Raw genomic sequence first — 16002 nt, forward strand, 5'->3', positions numbered from 1 at the left:
GCAGGCGATGCGGTTCACGTCCCGCGGGATCGGTCTGTCCGTGTCGGCGCCCGTCCTGGTCGCCGTCGGGTTCGCGTTCCAGTACGCGCAGCTGACCGTGGTCGGCACCGCCGCCGTCGCCGCGGTGCTGTTCGGCTTCGCCTACGTGTGGTGGCGACCGCGGCTGACCGTGGCCCGGGCCGTCGACCCGGACCGGGTCATGCGCGGCGAGTCGAGCACGGTGACGCTCACCGTCGGCAACACCAGCCGGCTGCGCGGCGCCACCCTCATCGCCCACGACCGGTGCGGCCCGGCCTCGGTGCCGGTGCCGCTGCTGCGGCTGAAGGCCGGCGCCACCACCACCGCCGCCTATCCGGTGCCGACGGCCCGCCGCGGCGTGGTCGACATCGGGCCGCTGCGCGTCGTGCGGCGCGACCCGCTCGGGCTGCTGACCCTCGCCCGCGGCTACGGCGGGGTCAGCAAGGTGTGGGTGTATCCGACGGTGCACCACCTGACCGCGGTGCCGACCGGCGTGATGCGCTCCCTCGACGGGCGCGTCGACCGGGTCCCGCACGGCAGCATCACGTTCGACACGCTGCGGGAATACGTGGTCGGCGACGAGCTGCGGCACGTGCACTGGCGCACCACGGCACGGGTCGGCGAGCTGATGGTCCGTGAGCACCTCGACACCAGCCTGCCCCGCCTGGTCGTGCTGCTCGACGACCGCCTCGCCGCCTACCCCGACGCGGACCGCTCCCGCGACAGCGCGCACTTCGAGTCCGCGTGCGAGGCGGCCGCGTCGATCGTCATGGCCGCGTTCCGGGAGGAGCTGCCGGTGACGCTGCGGCTGGCCGGCGGCGCGCACGCCGGCGGCAAGGACACCCGCGGCTACCTGGACCTGCTCGCCGAGGCCACGCTGGGCGCCGGGGACCAGCTGGACTCGACGGTGGCGCAGCTGCGCACCCGCCGGGTCGGCGACACCCTGGTCTACCTGACCGGGCCCGGCGGCGCCGCCGACCTCGGCCGGGTCGGGACGCTGCGCGCGGCGTACCCGTCGCTGATCGCCGGCGCGTTCGGCACGGCCGACGGGGAGGTCCCCACCGCGCTGGACGGCCTGCAGGTCCTTTCGGCCGCCGACGGCGCCGACTTCGCCGCCGCCTGGGACGGGGTCGGCGCATGGTGAGGCGGCTGCTGGTCGCGGTGGCGCTGCTCGGCATGCTGGTCATGGCCGCGCTCGCGCTCGCCCCGATCTACTACGGGCCGCTGCTGCTGCAGCTGATGGCGGGCGCCGCCGCCGGCTCCGTCGGCATCAGCGTCGCCGCCCGCCGCCTGCCGGGCTGGAGCGCGGCACCGCTGAGCGTCGTGGGCCTGATCGGGGTCGTCCTGCTCGCGATGCGGGTCTCCGCCGCCGCGGCCGGGGTCGACGGCAGCCTCCCGGCGCTGCGCGAGGCGCTGCGCAGCAGCATCCCCCGGCTGCTGCTCGCGCTGATCCCGATCGAGCCGCAGCCGGACACGGTCCTGCTGCCGGTGATCCTGACCTGGCTGGCCGGTCTCGCCGCCGCCGAGCTCGGGGTGCGCTACCACCGCGTCCTGCTGTCCTACGCGCCGCCGACGGTGCTGTTCGGCGGCGCGCTGTACCTCGTCGGCCCCAACGGCACGGCGGCCGGCTGGGTGCCACTGGCGTTCGCGGGCTTCGCCGCGCTCGGCCTCATCGTGTCCAACCGGCCGCCGCCCGCCGAGGAGGACCGCCTGACCGAAGGCCAGCGGCGCACCCTGCGGCTGCGGGTGGGCGCCGGCGCCGCCGCCGGTCTGGCCGCGATCGTCGTGCTGTCGCAGTTGCTCGGCCCGAGCGTCGCGGCGAAGGTCGGCACCAGCCCCGCCGAACCCCGCAACATGGTGACCCCGCCGCAGCTCGACTCGCTCGACGAGAGCCCGCTGGTCCGGCTGTCGGGCTGGGCGCTCAACCACGACCAGCACCTGTTCGACGTCGAGGTCACCGGCACCGACGCGCCGCCGCCGGTGCGCCTGGCGGTGCTCAACGACTACGACGGCGTCACCTGGCGGGTCGGCGCCACCTACCGCAACGCCGGCCGCATCGTGGCGGGCAAACCCGTCCTCACCGACCCGCAGGTCCGGCAGGTGTTCCGCATCGCCGACCTCGACGGGCGGCTGCTGCCGGGGATCGCGACCCCGGAGGAGGTCAACGGCGTGCGCGTCGCCGTCGACACCACCGACGGCACGATGATCCTGTCCGACGGGCTGCGCCCCGGCGTGCAGTACAGCGTCGTCTCCCGCGCGCACCGCCCCGACGAGAACGCGATGCAGGTCGCCGACGTGCCCAACACCGACGCGGTCGCCCGGCACCTGGCCCTGCCCGGCAAGGTCCCCGACTCGATCGCGCAGCTCGCGCAGCACCTCGGGGAGGGCGTGTCCTCGCCCTACCAGAAGGCGTTCGCGATCGTCGGCTGGCTGTCCGAGCACTACAAGGTCGTCGGCGACGCCCCGAGCGGGCACGCCTACCCCAACGTCGAATACTTCCTGTTCGGCCCCAAACAGGCCGGCGGGCAGAAGGGCACCTCCGAGCAGTTCGCGGCCGCGTTCGCGGTCCTGGCCCGGCTGATGGGCCTGCCGACGCGCCTGGCCGTCGGGTTCCGGGTCGACGCCGGCCGCAACGAGGTCCACGGCGGCGACGCCGTCGCCTGGCCGGAGGTGCTGTTCAACGGCGTCTGGGAGCCGTTCGACCCGATGCCGAAGGCCGACACGGTCCAGCGCCCGACCGAGGACGACTTCCGGCCGAAGCCACCTGCGTCGCAGCCGCCGCCGGAGACCGTGCCGGCGCCGTCCGGCTCGGTCGCGTCACAGTCGCCGAAGCCCACGGTGGCACCGACCGGCGACGCCTCCGCACAGCGCTCGAGCACCGGGGTCATGGTCGCGGTGTCCGGCGGTGCACTCCTGGTCGCCCTGGTGGCGTTCGCGGCGGTGGTACCCCTGGCGAAACGCACCCGCAGGCGCCGCCGGCTCGCGCAGGGGACCCCGGCGCAGCGCATCGACGCCGCCTGGGCCGAGGTCCTGACCGGCCTGCGCCTCGCGGGCCGGCCCGCCCCGCCGCAGCTGACGGCGTCCGAGGTGGCGCACTACGCGGCGACCGCGGCCACCGGCCGCGCCCACTCCAAGCCCCGCGGCGTGGCCACGATCCGCTCCGCGACGCCACCGGTCGACGACGTCGCCGCGCTCATCAACGCGGTCGCGTTCGCCGGCCCGCAGACGGCGGCCTGCCCGCCGGCCCGGGCGAGGAGCAGGCCACCCGGGCCGCCGTGCAGGCCGTCGCGTACGTCGAGGAGCTGCGGGCCAGGCGGGGGTTCTGGCGCCGCCTGCGGTGGACGCTCGACCCCCGCCCGCTGTTCTGGAAGTAGGTTCAGGCCGGGTTGTCGGCGTGGGTGAGGGTCTCCCACGCCACGAACAGGTTGTTGCTGCCGGCCGGGCGGGACTGCTCGGTCAGCCGCTGGGTGTTGGACATCGCGATGCCCATCCGGTTGTGCAGGGCGTTGTAGCCGACCTCGGTCACCGGGCCGAGCCCGAAGGTCAGCTTGCCGCCGCACAGCCACGACGGGACGCCCTCACCCAGCTGATACCTGCTGTGGAAGCCGAGCGCGTGCCGGAGCCGGTCGGCGATCTCCGGGTAGACGTCCTGGCCCTGGATGCGGGTGGTCTCCGCGATGTGCGAGATCGCCGAGATGCCGTAGCCGGTGTGCGTGAAGTCGCGGCACGTCTCCTGGGACAGGCCGTCCACGAACGTGCTCTGCCCCTGCCAGTAGTTGATGATCTCGGAGCGGGTGTCGATGCTGCCGATGCCCTTGGGCTGCGCACCGTCGGCGGTGATGTACAGGTAGGCGGGCACGCGGGCGCGGAACTTGGCCATCGCCTTGTCCCAGCTGGTGCGGTCCTCCAGGAACACCGAGATGCCGATCGCGGCCTCCATCATGGACAGTTCCCAGTTGCCGTTGCTGCTGGAGCCGTTGATGACCTTCGGCAGGTACACCGTGCGCAGCATCGTGCCGAAGCGCGCCTGGTTCGGCCACGACGAGTAGGTGTACCGGATGATCTCGGCGGCGCGCGGCCACGACGACCCGGCCCAGCCGGTCTGCAGCGGCGCGTTGCTGTTGGTGTGGTCCTTGATCGTGGCGGACCAGGCGTCCATGATCGCGATGGCCTTCGTGGCGTACCGGCTGTCGCGGGTCACGTACCAGGCCAGCGACAGCGTGTACGCGGCGAGGGCGTCCTCGCGCTCGTCGGTGCAGCCGTTGTTGGGGTTGGAGTAGGAGCCGCACTCCACGGTCGCGCGGGGTTTCGGGGTCCTCGACAGCGACGCGTACCTGCTGCCCAGCATCTGGTCGTAGGCGCCCTTCCAGGGCTGCGCACCGGCCTGGACCTTGCCGCGGACGAAGTCGAGCTGGGCCTTGCTGACGAACACGCCGGGGTGGGCGAACGTTGCGGGCGCGGCGGCCACGGCCGGGGCATTTTGCGCCTTCGTCGCCGCGACGGCATACGTGGTGCCGGCCACGGCGATCGCGACGGCGAGCCCGGCGGCGCCGAGGACGAGTCTGCGCATGGTGCTCCTCACAGATAGACAACTGTCAGGCAGATTGCCTATCTGATCGGTGCCGGTCAATCGGGCACAGGAAGACTTAAGCCGCGCTTCGGGTCAGGATGAGGTCCGCCCGGTCCCGGGTGCCCGCGATGACCGCCGCGTTGCGCTCGTCGCTGCGCTCCACCCAGTCGTGGGCGTCGTGCAGGTCGAGGCCCTTCGCCAGCTGCCGGCGCACCAGCGAGTCCTGCCGCAGGTCGTCGGGGGCGTCCAGATACAGCACCAGGTCCAGCAGCTCGCGGACCTGCGCCCACGGGCCGTCGTCGAGCAGCAGGTAGTTGCCCTCCACGACGATCACCCGGGTGGTGACCGGCACCGGGATCACCCCGCCGATCGACTCGTGCAGGGTGCGGCTGTAGCTGGGTGCGTAGACGAGGTGGTCCGCGGCCCGCAGCCGCCGCAGCAGGTGCACGAACCCGGCCGCGTCGAACGTCTCCGGCGCGCCCTTGCGGTTGGTGAGGCCGAGCCGGTCCAGCTCCACGTTGGACAGGTGGAACCCGTCCATCGGCACGGCCACGCTGCTGTCCAGGGCCGCGGCGAGGGCGCTGGACAGCGTCGACTTGCCGGCCGCCGGCGGCCCGCAGATGCCGATGATCGAGCGTCCGGCATGCTGGCGCACGAAGGGCCCGACCACGTCGAGCGCCTCGCTCAGGACGTCGGGGCGCCTCATGGCCGCGCACTCATGGTTCGAGGCTGGCGGCCAGGCCACGCATGCCGGCCAGCCACCGGTCGGTGTCGGTCACGCGGTGCAGGTAGTACTTCTGGACCTCGGGGTGCGGCAGGATCAGGAACCGCTCGGCGGCGAGGCCCTCCACCACGGACCCGGCGACCGCCTCGGCGGACAGCACCGCTCCCCCGGCCGCGGTCACCTTCGCGCCGATGTGCCCGGCCGCGAGGCCGTCCTGCAGCATCGGGGTGTCCACGCCCTGCGGGCACAGCGCGCTGACCTTGACGCCCCTCGCGCCATACGTGATCGACAGCCACTCCGCGAACGACACTGCCGCGTGCTTGGTCACCGCGTACGGTGCGTCGCCGACCGCGGTGAGCAGGCCCGCGGCGGAGCAGGTGTGCAGCAGGTACCCCTCGCCGCGCTCCAGCATGCCGGGCAGGACCGCGCGGGCCGAGTACACGTGCGACAGGACGTTGACGGCCCAGGTCCGCGACCACGTCTCCGCGGACGCCTCAAGCCCCTCGCCGCTGGTGATGCCGGCGTTGGCGCAGAACAGGTCGATCTGGCCGAAGCGCTCCTCGGTCTCCGCGACGAGCTCGGCGACCTGCCCCTCGTCCGTCACGTCGACGGCCACCGCCCGGGTCTCCGCCGTCGTGACGGTCCTGGCGAGGGCTTCGGCGGCGTCGCCGTCGAGGTCGGCGAGGACGAGCGTGGCGGCACCCTCGGCGGCGAACCTGCGGGTCAGTGCGGCACCGATGCCACCGGCCGCTCCGGTGATGACGACGATCTTCCCGGCGAGGTCCACTACCGCGCTCCCAGTGCCCGCAGCGTGTCCAGCAGGACCCCTGGGTTCACGCCGCTGCCACCGGCGGTGAGCTCCGGCGTCGGCAGCAGCGCCATCACCGGGGTCGTGACGCCCGCGTCCGCGTATCGCTGGACGTGCTCCCGGCACCGCTGCGGGCTGCCGTGCACGATCAGCGCGTCGACGACCTCGTCGGGGATCGCGGCGAGCGCGGCCTTGCGGTCCCGGGCGGCCCACGCGTCCCACATCGCCTTGAGCACCTCACCGCGGCCGAGCCAGCGGTGGAACGCCGCATACGCGGGGACGGTCAGGTACGCGGCGATCAGCCGGCGGGCGGTCTCCCGCGCCACGGCCTCGTCCTCGGTCGGGCATACGAAGATGCGGGCCGCCACCTCGAACCCCTCGGGCGCGCCGGTCAGCTCCTTGCGCACCGTCGCCACGTCCTCGACCGAGAGCCAGTTGAGCACGGCACCGTCCGCCTCGGCGGCGGCCAGTCGCAGCATCTTGGCCCGCAGGGCCGCGAGCAGGAGCTTCGGCGGTACACCCGGCGGCCGTTCCAGACGGAAGCGCCTGATCTGGAACGTGTCGAACGCACCGTCCACCACCTCACCCGCGAGGGCAGTGCGCAGGAAGCGCAGCACGTCACGGCTCCGCTCGAACGGCCGCTCGAACGGCACCGCGTTCCAGTCGCCGACGACGACCGGCGACGACGCGCCGATGCCCAGCGCGACCCGCCCGGGAGCGGCCTCCGCCAGCGTCGCGGCCTGCATCGCGATCAGCGCGGGCCCGCGGGTGAAGACCGGGACGATCGCGGTGCCCAGCCGCAGCCGCGGCTCCCACACCGATGCCAGGGCCAGGGGCGTGAACGCGTCCGTGCCGGCGACCTCCGAGGACCAGATGTCCGAGTACCCCAGATCGGGCAACGCCTTCAGCAACGCTGCGTGCTCGGGCAACGGCACACCGGCGAGCGGCACCGTCAGCCCCCATTGGCTGGTCATCAACCGATCATCTCCGCGACACGGCTAGTGTGGCAAGCGAGAGGGCTGGGTAGCCTTCCACCGGTTTCCCCGCACCGGTTTGCGCGGACCTCGATCGAGAAGGAGCAACCACATGCTTGGTCTGGAAAAGAAGCTCATGAAGGAATGGGAAGGCAAGAGCGCGCAGGAGATCGCCGACGCACCCGTCACGGCGATCGCCGGCGTCACCGAGGGCGACGCGGAGAAGCTGGCCGCCGCCTTCGGCATCAAGACCGTCCGCGACCTGGGCACCAACAAGTACTTCCGCTGGGCGCAGGGCCTCGTCGCGCTCGCCGACTGACACCCGCTGGTCCGCAGGCCGCTCCCGCTCCACGCGGGGGCGGCCGCTGTGCGTCTGCGCCCGCGTTTGCGTTTGCTTTGCTGCGCTTTGTCCGCGGCGTGCGCGGGTTGGCTACCTTGGCCGGATGCGACGGCGTCACGTGCTCACTCTGGCCGCGGCCGGTGCGGTGGGTGCCGGCTGCTCCGCCGGGGACCCGCCGCGCCGCCCTGCTGCTTCCCCGGCCCCTCCGGCCGGCCTGGTGTTCCCGAACGGGTTCGCGTGGGGCGCTTCGACATCGGCGTACCAGGTGGAAGGCGGGGCGACGGAGGACGGTCGCGGGCCGTCGGTGTGGGACGTGTTCAGCCACCAGCAGGGGCGCACCGAGGACGGTGGCACCGGCGACGTCGCCGCCGACCACTACCACCGCAGCTACGAAGACCTCGACCTCATGCGCGGCCTGGGCCTGAAGAGCTACCGCTTCTCGATCTCGTGGTCGAGGGTCCTGCCGACCGGCCGCGGCACCGTCAACGCCAAGGGCCTCGACTTCTACCACCGGCTCGTCGACGGGCTCCTCGCCCGCGACATCACCCCAGTCGCCACCCTGTTCCACTGGGACACCCCGCAGGCGTTGCAGGAGTCCGGCGGCTGGGCCTCCCGCGACTGCGCGAAATGGTTCGCCGACTACGCCACCGTCGTCTGCTACTCCCTCGGCGACAAGGTGCAGACCTGGCTGACGCTCAACGAGCCGAAGACGGTGGTCGAGGTCGGCTACACCGCCGGCATCCACGCGCCCGGCGTGCGGGACCGCCGGGTCGCCAACGTCGTCGGCCACCATCTCCTGCTCGGCCACGGCCTCGCCGTCCAGGCGTTCCGGGCCACCGGCCGCAAGGGCCGCATCGGCGCGGCACTGAACCTGTCGCCGGCCTACCCCGCCGACGACTCCGACGCCGCCCGCCGCCAGGCCACGATCGCCGACGGTGAGGAGAACCGGCGCTGGCTCGACCCGGTGCTGCTCGGCCGGTACCCCGACGACTGGCTGGCCACGCAACCGTCGGACGCCCCGGTCCGCGCCGCGATCCACGACGGTGACCTGGCCGTCATCGGCTCGAAGAGCGACCTGCTCGGCGTGCAGTACTACAACCCCACCTACGTCACCGCCAAGGGCGGCCGCGTCCAGAAACACCCGACCTCACAGGCCACTTGGCAGGAGATATACCCGCAGGGCCTGCACGACCTGCTGACCCGGATCAAGCGGGACTACGGCGACATCCCGCTCACCATCACCGAGAACGGCATGCCCTCGCTCCAGCCCGTCGACGACCAGGACCGCATCACCTTCCTGCGCGACCACCTCACCGCCGCCCACCAGGCCATCCGTGACGGCGTCCGGCTGGAGGGCTACCACGTGTGGTCGCTGCTGGACAACTTCGAGTGGGCCGAGGGCTACTCGCAACGCTGGGGCATCATCCACGTCGACTACACGACCCAGCAACGCCGCCGCAAGGCCAGCGCCGACTGGTATCAGCAGGTCATCGCCCGCAACGGCATCTGAACCCGCCATCTCCTCTGCCCGCGCCCTCCACGCCGGCCGGGCGATCGGCGGACCTCTCGCGGGGTCTCAGCCTTCGCGGGGTCCCAGCCTTCGCGGGGTCCCAGCCTTCGCGGGGTCCCAGCCTTCGCGGGGTCCCAGCCTTCGCGGGGTCTCAGCCGAGCCAGCCGGGTTTGACCAGGCCCGCCTCGTATGCGAACACGACCAGCTGCGCGCGGTCCCGTGCGCCGAGCTTGATCATGGCTCGGCTGACGTGGGTCTTCGCGGTCGCCGGGCTGACGAACAGCTTCGTCGCGATGTCCTCATTGGACAGTCCGACGCCGACGAGCGCCATCACCTCGCGCTCCCGGTCGGTCAGCACGGCCAGGGACATCGGGGCAAGCGGCGCCCGGGACCGGCTCGCGAACTCCTCGATCAGCCGCCGGGTCACGCCCGGTGACAGCAGCGCGTCCCCGCCGGCGACGGCCCGCACGCCCCGCAGCAGGTCGACCGGCTCGGTGTCCTTGACCAGGAACCCGCTCGCCCCGACCCGCAGCGACTCGAACACGTACTCATCCAGGTCGAACGTCGTCAGGATCACGATCCGCACCTGCGCCAGCCGCCCGTCGGCGACGATCTGCCGGGTCGCCTCGAGGCCGTCGAGCACCGGCATCCGGATGTCCATCAGCACCACATCGGGCTGCGTCTGCACCGCGAGCCGCACCGCCTCGGACCCGTCCGCGGCCTCCCCGACGACCTCGATGTCGGCCTGCGCGTCGAGCAGCGCCCGGAACCCCGCCCGCACCAGCGCCTGGTCATCGGCCAGCAGGACCCTGATCACCCTCGCTCCTCACGGCTGCTGCGACCGGTGCGGCGTGTGGTCATGGCTGCTCCTCGCGAACGGGAATCCTGGCACGGACCTCGAAACCACCGCCGGGGCGCGGGCCGGCCTCGACCACGCCGCCGAAGGTGGCGGCCCGGTGGCGCATGCCGGCGATCCCGTTGCCGCCGATCCCGCCGCCGTCAGGCACACCACCGCCCCCAGTGGCACCCCCGCCGCCCCCAGTGGCACCCCGCCGCCCCCGGCGGCACCTCTGCCGGCATCAGCGCCGGCGCTCGAGCCGGCCGGCTCCGGGCCGGTCGTGGCCGGGCCCGGCCCGGCGGCGACGGCGACCGGCGGGTGGGCGTCGTCCAGGTGCCCGGTGGCGGCGCCCCGGCCGTCGTCGGTGACGTGGATGGTGAGCTCGCCCGGCGCGTAGCCGACGACGATCGTCGCGGCCGCGCCCGGCCCGGCATGGCGGCGGACGTTGGTCAGCGCCTCCTGCACGATCCGGAACGCGGCCCGGTCCACCTGCGGCGGCAGCGGGCCCGGCTCGCCGACCGTGTCGACCGTGACCGGCAGGCCGACGGCGCGGGCCTCCTCGACGAGCCGGTCCAGGTCGCGCAGGCCGGGCGCCGGCGTCCGCGGGGCCGCCTCGCCCGGGTTGAGGCCGGCCAGGACGGAGCGGGTCTCGCGCAGCGCCTCGGCGCTGGCGTGCTTGATGGCGGTGAGCGCGACCCTGGCCTGCTCCGGCTGCTCGTCCATCAGGTGCAGGCCGACGCCCGCCTGGACGTTGATGAGGGACAGGTGGTGGCCGATGACGTCGTGCAGCTCGCGGGCGATGAGCAGCCGCTCGTCGCTGGCCTGCCGGCGTGCCTGCTCGACGCGTGCCTTCTCCTCCTCGGCGCGGGCCAGCTGCTGCTGCGCGGACCAGTCGCGGGCCATCTGCGAGTAGCGCATGCCGCGGACCCTGGCCGCCTCACCGAACCCCGCGATCACCAGGCACCACACGCCGATGAGCACGACACGGGAGGCGGACTCGTCCCCTCGTACCAGAACGGCGAAAACGCTGAACGCGGCGGCGACGGCCGCCCACGTCAGCCAGCGGTAGCCGGACGCGAGCGCGGTGAACATCGCGACGATCGCGGCGACGAACCCCGGCCCGTCGGGATAGCCGAGGCTGAAGTAGGCGGCGGTCGGCACCAGCGCGCCGACGAGCGAGACCAGTGGCCACCGCTCCCGGACCAGCAGCGCGAGCGGCCCGGCGAGGAGCAGCAGATAGCCGGTGCGGTCCAGGACCTCGGTGCCCGTCGTGCCGTATGCGGCGGCGCGGGTGCCGAGGACCTGCACCAGGGCCATCGCCACGACGATGCCGAGCGGGTGCGGGCCGCGCCACCGCTTGCGCTCGTGCCGCTCCATGGACTCCATGCGATAGGCCAGCCGCGCGAGACGCCGGGCCTCGCGCGAGGCGCGCAGGTCCCTGGTCCAGGGCGGTTGTCGTCTCACACCGCAAAGGTAGTGCAGGGCCGGCGGCCGCGACGTCGCCTTCAGGTCGCGCGATGGCGTACTCCCTGGGTCGTACACGCGGCGCCGGTGTGCGCCCCAAGCAGTACACGACGACACGACACCGGTGCGACGCGCGTACGGCCGGCGGCCGTCACGCTGGGAGCAACATGGAAGGGGGCCGAGATGGCCGGCGAACGGGTACGAGCCTCCGACAAGGAGCGCGAGCAGTACGCCAGCATGCTGCGTGCCGCAATGACCGAGGGACGGCTGACGCTGGAGGAGGGTGAGGAGCGGCTCGCCCAGGTGTACGCGGCGAAGTTCCGCGACGAGCTGCCGCCGCTGACCGCCGACCTGCCCGAGGGGGGCCGACGCGGGCTGTTCGAGCTGCCGGAGACGCAGGCGGAGTTCCTGCGCCAGGGCCGGCGGCACCTGGCCAGGCACGGCGCGTTCGTGGCCGTGGTCGCCGTCGCGCTGACCGGGTTGTGGGCGCTGTCCGGCGCGCACTTCTTCTGGCCGGCGATCCCGCTGTTCTTCCTCGTGCTCAGCGTCTTCAAGCACGCCCGCTGGCGGCGCTGGGCGGCGGCGGGGGGCCCGCCGTGGGCGGGCAGGCAATGGGGGCACCGGCACGGACACGGACACGGGCCGTGGGCGGCGGCTTCGGACCGCAACGGCTGGAGCTGACGCAACCGCGGCAGCGGGGTGCCGCCACGGCGCGGCGCCCCGCCGATGACGAGAGGCTGGATGGCATGTACCGAACCGAGCTCAAGGGCCGGGTCGCGGTGGTGCTCGGCGGTGCCGACGGGGTCGGCGCGGCGGTGTGCCGGCTGCTCGCCGCGCGAGGCGCCAGGATCGCGGTCATCGGCGACGACGAGACCGAGTTGCAGGACCTGGTCGACGAGCTGCGGTGGGTCGGCGCGGACGCGGTCGGCATCGTGTCCACCGGAGTCGACGTGGCGTCGGTCCACGCCGGGGTCCTCAGCGAGGTCGGCCCGCCTGACCTGTTGTTCGTTCTCCCATGCACGACCGGCGCGGGCGCCGACTTCCGCGTGAGTGTCGACAGTGGACTGACCGCGACGTTCGAGGCGCTGCAGGCGTTCGTGCCCAGCATGGCCGAGGCGCGCACCGGCGCGGTGGTGACCGTCGCACCGTTCGGCACGGACGCGGCGACGAGCGCGGTCGGCGGCGGGGTGACCGCGCTCACGCAGCACGTGGCGCGGGAGGTCGCGGGATCGGGCGTGCGGGCGAATGTCGTGTCCTGGACACCACACGCCGAGCGGGTGGAGGATGTGGCCTTCGCCGCGGTCTACCTGGCCTCCGACGCGCCCGCGACGATGACGGCGACCACGCTCGACGTCGCAGGCACCTATTCGCGGCTGTAGCTCCTATGTACGAATGATGGTCCCCATGGGATAGTCCCGATCATGATGGGCTCTTCGCATGCGCTTTCTGGAGCGGCCGTGTGGTTGGCCGGCTCGCTCGCGCTGGACCAGCTCGCGGACTTCCACCAGACGCCGTTGCAGCTCGCGGTCGGCACCGCGATCTGCGCCGGTGGCGCGCTGCTGCCGGACCTCGACCTGTCCGGCCGCGTCACCACCCGGCAGGGCGGCGCGACGGTGGCGCACACGTTCGGGGTGCTCACGCTGTTCCTGGCCGAGGTGGTCGAGAAGTTCTCCCTCGGCGTCTACCGGCTCACGCGGCTCAAGCACGACCCGCGCCGCCGCAACGGGCACCGGACGCTGACGCACACCATCGTCTTCAACGTCGGCGTCGGCTACGGCACCTTGGCGCTGTGCAACGCGTACGGCAAGTGGGCCGTCATGGGCGTGCTGTTCTTCGCGTTCGCGATGGCGCTGCGCGGCCTGTTCGAGCGGTGGGCGGAGCGCGCCGGCTGGCTCATCGTGACGCTGGCCGCCGCCGCTGCCGCATTCCTCGTGTACGAGCGGCTCCCCGGCGACCGCGGCTACCCCCTGCTGGGCATGGCGGTCGGCGTGGGCGGGCTCATCCATCTCGCCGGTGACATGATCACCCGGCACGGCTCACCCATCTTCTGGCCGATCCCCACCGGCCGGCGGCTGTGGCGCAACATCGGCCTGCCGCACTCGGTGGCTCTGACCGCGGGCGACAAGACCGAGACCGTCGTGCTGCGCATCGTCTTCACCACGGTCGCCATCTTCGCCGGATCCCTGCTGGTCGCGCCGGTCCTGCTCGACAGGTTCAACATATCCGTGTGAAGGATGACGACGAGGTCCCCGCGTTCTGGCAGGCGCTGGGCCTGCCCGGCCTGTTCGATGTGCACACGCACTTCCTGCCCGAGCGCATGCTGCGCAAGGTGTGGGCACACTTCGACGCCGGCGGCCCGCTGGTCGGGCGGCCGTGGCCGATCCGCTACCGCGGCAGCGACGAGGAGCGGGCCGGGCACCTGCGGGCCATGGGGGTGCGGCGGTTCACCGCGCTGGCGTACGCGCACCGCCCCGGCATGGCCGCCGACCTCAACGCGTGGACCCTGGACTTCGCGGCCCGCACGCCCGAGTGCGTGCCGAGCGCGACGTTCTACCCCGAGCCGGACGTCCTCGGCGTCGTCGAGGCCGCCCTCGCCGCGGGTGCCCGGATCTTCAAGGTGCACCTGCAGGTCGGCGGCTACGACCCGAACGACCCGCTGCTGGAGCCGGTCTGGGGACTGCTCGCCGACGCGGGTACCCCGGTGGTCGTGCACGCCGGTTCCGGCCCGGTCGCCAACGGGTACACCGGCCCCGGCCCGTTCGGCGAGGTGCTGCGCCGCCACCCGGCGCTGGTCGCGGTCATCGCCCACTTCGGCGCCCCCGAGTACCAGGGCTTCCTGGAACTCGCCGACCGGTACGCCAACGTCATGCTCGACACGACGATGGTCTTCACAACCTTCTTCCCGGGCTTCCCACCGGAACTCCTCCCCAGGGTGGAGGAGCTCGGCCTGGCCGGCCGTGTGCTGCTCGGCAGCGACTACCCCAACATCCCTCACCCGTACGCGCACCAGCTCGACTCGTTGCAACGCTTAGGGTTCGGTGACGATTGGCTGCGCGCGGTCTGCTGGGGCAACGCCGCGGGCATGATGGACTGGTGACGAACTCGAACTCCTGGCACGGCCTGGCGGAGCTGCTGCTCGCCGGCCCTCAGTACCGGCGCAGCGGCACCATCCGGCTCCGGGTCACCCCGGCCGGCTTCGCCACCGTCGCCGCACCCGACGTGCAGGCCGAGGCCGACGCACTGGTCGTCGACGGGCGCCGCATCCCGTATGCGGGGCAGACGTTCGCCCAGCTGGCGGCCGCCGCCGGCCTGGACGCCGGCGCCCCGGAAGGGCTCTACAAGGACGGCTCCGGCGCCAAGCCGGACGACCCGGTCGTGACCACCGGCGCCGGCGTTGTCCTGGGCGCCCTCGCCGTCGGCGACGCGGCGCTGCGGCGGTTCGCCCCGGACGAGACGCCGGTGCTGTGGCCGGAGCACTTCGACGTCGGCATCTCCCTCGGCGAGGTGAACTACGGGGTGTCCACGGGCGACTCGGCGATCTCGGAGCCGTATGCGTACGTCGGGCCGTGGAAGCCCCGCGAGGGTGACTTCTGGAACGTGTCGTTCGGCGCCGCACGGCCCCTGAGCGCCCTCGGCGACGCGACCGCGGTGGCCGCGTTCTTCGCCGAGGGCCGCGCCGCGGCCTCCTGATCCCGGAAACGACGGCCGGACCGCGCGGCCGGACCGCGGCGGTCAGGCCGCGGGCGGACGGCAGCCGGGTCACGACGGTCGAGAGCCGGCGGTCAGGCCACGGGCGGACGGCGGTCAGGCCGCGGCGATCGGGAGTAGGCGGCGGTCAGCGGCGTTTGATCCACCAGATGACGCCGAACACCACGGCGAAGCTGGCGGCGGCGGTGACGACGTACGGCACGGCGCGGCGCACGACCGCGCCGATGCCGCTCACCGCGAGCAGGTCGATCGGCTCCACCCCGTCGCCGGGGTCGACGGACACCGAGGACTCCGACAGCGCCGTGGGCGCGGACCGCGCGCCCGCGGCCGTCCCCGGCGCGACGGCTTCTGCGGCCGTCCCCGGCGCGACGGCTTCTGCGGCCGTGCCCGGCGCGACGCCCTCCGCGGCCGAGGCCGGCGCCGACACTGCGCCGGTGTCTCCCGGCGCCCCGGTGGCCGTGCCCTGACCCGGCAGCGCTCCAGGGCCACCCTCCGCGGTCTCCGCTGACGGCGGGCCGCCGGCGGCGAGCTTGCCGGCCAGACAGTCGGCGAACTGGCCGATCAGCTTGGCGCTCACGTCGCCGATCAGGCCGCGGCCGAACTGGGCGGCCTTGCCGGTGACGTCGAGGTCCGTGGCGACCTCGACCTTGGTCCCCGCGTCGCCGGCGTCGTGCAGCGACGCGGTCACTTTCGCCGCGGCGGTGCCGCCGCCCCGGCTGTCCGCGCCGGAGGCGGTGAGCACGACCCGGTGGGCCGTCTCGTCCCGCTCGACGAACCGGCCCTTGCCCTTGAAGGTCAGGCTCACCGGACCCAGCTTGACCTTGACGGTGCCGGCGAAGTCGTCGCCCTCGAACGAGGTGAGTGCGGCGCCCGGCATGCACGGGGCGATCCGCTCGATGTCCAGGAGCACCTCCCAGGCCTGCGAGACCGGGACGGGCACGGTGAAACTGTGTTCCAGCAGCACGGTCGTCAGACCCCCAGCGCTCGGCGGCACGGCCCGCGTGGTGACCCGGGCCACGCTGTCGACCATAGTCCCGTCACGCCGCAG

The 16002-nt window shown here is 73.3% G+C and carries 16 protein-coding genes; 9 read left to right on the forward strand and 7 right to left on the reverse strand.

Annotation, left to right across the window (positions count from 1 at the left end):
- Positions 1–7: 7 nt before the first annotated feature.
- Together OHA72_RS61990 and OHA72_RS61995 are read left to right on the forward strand one after the other, a co-directional pair.
- Complete coding sequence (locus OHA72_RS61990; RefSeq protein ID WP_327005372.1) at positions 8–1162, forward strand: DUF58 domain-containing protein; 1155 nt, start codon at positions 8–10, stop codon at positions 1160–1162.
- The gene (locus OHA72_RS61995; RefSeq protein ID WP_327005373.1) at positions 1156–3420 is read left to right on the forward strand and encodes a transglutaminase TgpA family protein; all 2265 of its coding nucleotides are present in this window, start codon (positions 1156–1158) and stop codon (positions 3418–3420) included. Before OHA72_RS61990 ends, OHA72_RS61995 begins: the two co-directional genes overlap by 7 nt.
- On the opposite strand, the gene OHA72_RS62000 is transcribed toward OHA72_RS61995, so the two are convergent.
- From OHA72_RS62000 to OHA72_RS62015, 4 genes are all read right to left on the reverse strand, one after another.
- Complete coding sequence (locus OHA72_RS62000; RefSeq protein WP_327005374.1) at positions 3395–4588, reverse strand: alginate lyase family protein; 1194 nt, start codon at positions 4586–4588, stop codon at positions 3395–3397. The genes OHA72_RS61995 and OHA72_RS62000 overlap by 26 nt on opposite strands.
- Before the next feature lie 76 nt (positions 4589–4664).
- A complete protein-coding gene (locus OHA72_RS62005; protein ID WP_327005375.1) occupies positions 4665–5294 on the reverse strand; it encodes a nucleoside/nucleotide kinase family protein in 630 nt (209 codons plus the stop codon).
- 10 nt (positions 5295–5304) lie between these two features.
- The gene (locus OHA72_RS62010; RefSeq protein ID WP_327005376.1) at positions 5305–6099 is read right to left on the reverse strand and encodes an SDR family oxidoreductase; all 795 of its coding nucleotides are present in this window, start codon (positions 6097–6099) and stop codon (positions 5305–5307) included.
- On the reverse strand, positions 6099–7076 hold the full coding sequence (locus OHA72_RS62015) for an LLM class F420-dependent oxidoreductase (protein ID WP_327011910.1): 978 nt from the start codon (positions 7074–7076) through the stop codon (positions 6099–6101). Before OHA72_RS62015 ends, OHA72_RS62010 begins: the two co-directional genes overlap by 1 nt.
- Positions 7077–7206: 130 nt before the next feature.
- Between OHA72_RS62015 and OHA72_RS62020 the strand changes: the two genes are divergently transcribed.
- On the forward strand, positions 7207–7413 hold the full coding sequence (locus OHA72_RS62020; protein WP_327005377.1) for a hypothetical protein: 207 nt from the start codon (positions 7207–7209) through the stop codon (positions 7411–7413).
- Between the two features lie 124 nt (positions 7414–7537).
- Positions 7538–8944 (forward strand): GH1 family beta-glucosidase, encoded by a 1407-nt coding sequence (locus OHA72_RS62025; protein WP_327005378.1) that lies wholly within the window; start codon positions 7538–7540, stop codon positions 8942–8944.
- 151 nt (positions 8945–9095) lie between these two features.
- Here OHA72_RS62025 and OHA72_RS62030 read toward each other — a convergent pair whose 3' ends face one another.
- Positions 9096–9761: a response regulator transcription factor gene (locus OHA72_RS62030; protein ID WP_327005379.1), complete on the reverse strand. Its 666-nt coding sequence runs from the start codon at positions 9759–9761 to the stop codon at positions 9096–9098.
- A gap of 9 nt (positions 9762–9770) precedes the next feature.
- Positions 9771–11246, reverse strand: a complete 1476-nt coding sequence (locus OHA72_RS62035) for a sensor histidine kinase (RefSeq protein WP_327005380.1) — start codon at positions 11244–11246, stop codon at positions 9771–9773.
- A 183-nt stretch (positions 11247–11429) separates the two neighbouring features.
- On the opposite strand from OHA72_RS62035, the gene OHA72_RS62040 reads away from it, so the two are divergent.
- The 5 genes from OHA72_RS62040 to OHA72_RS62060 all read left to right on the forward strand — a co-directional run bounded on the left by OHA72_RS62040 (position 11430) and on the right by OHA72_RS62060 (position 14936).
- A complete protein-coding gene (locus tag OHA72_RS62040; protein ID WP_327005381.1) occupies positions 11430–11927 on the forward strand; it encodes a DUF1707 SHOCT-like domain-containing protein in 498 nt (165 codons plus the stop codon).
- Positions 11928–11992: 65 nt separating this feature from the next.
- Positions 11993–12625 carry an SDR family NAD(P)-dependent oxidoreductase gene (locus OHA72_RS62045; protein WP_327005382.1) on the forward strand — a complete coding sequence of 211 codons (633 nt, stop codon included), beginning with the start codon at positions 11993–11995 and terminating at the stop codon, positions 12623–12625.
- Positions 12626–12667: 42 nt separating this feature from the next.
- Complete coding sequence (locus OHA72_RS62050; RefSeq protein ID WP_327005383.1) at positions 12668–13477, forward strand: metal-dependent hydrolase; 810 nt, start codon at positions 12668–12670, stop codon at positions 13475–13477.
- Positions 13474–14343, forward strand: coding sequence for an amidohydrolase family protein (locus OHA72_RS62055; protein WP_327005384.1), 870 nt, complete (start codon positions 13474–13476; stop codon positions 14341–14343). The genes OHA72_RS62050 and OHA72_RS62055 overlap by 4 nt, the downstream gene beginning before the upstream one ends.
- Entirely contained in the window at positions 14340–14936 is a 597-nt protein-coding gene (locus OHA72_RS62060) for a hypothetical protein (protein ID WP_327005385.1), read from the forward strand. The genes OHA72_RS62055 and OHA72_RS62060 overlap by 4 nt, the downstream gene beginning before the upstream one ends.
- A gap of 145 nt (positions 14937–15081) precedes the next feature.
- Here OHA72_RS62060 and OHA72_RS62065 read toward each other — a convergent pair whose 3' ends face one another.
- The gene (locus OHA72_RS62065) at positions 15082–15972 is read right to left on the reverse strand and encodes an SRPBCC domain-containing protein (RefSeq protein ID WP_327005386.1); all 891 of its coding nucleotides are present in this window, start codon (positions 15970–15972) and stop codon (positions 15082–15084) included.
- Positions 15973–16002 lie beyond the last annotated feature (30 nt).

This window comes from Dactylosporangium sp. NBC_01737 (assembly GCF_035963215.1).
Classification (GTDB): Bacteria; Actinomycetota; Actinomycetes; order Mycobacteriales; family Micromonosporaceae; genus Dactylosporangium.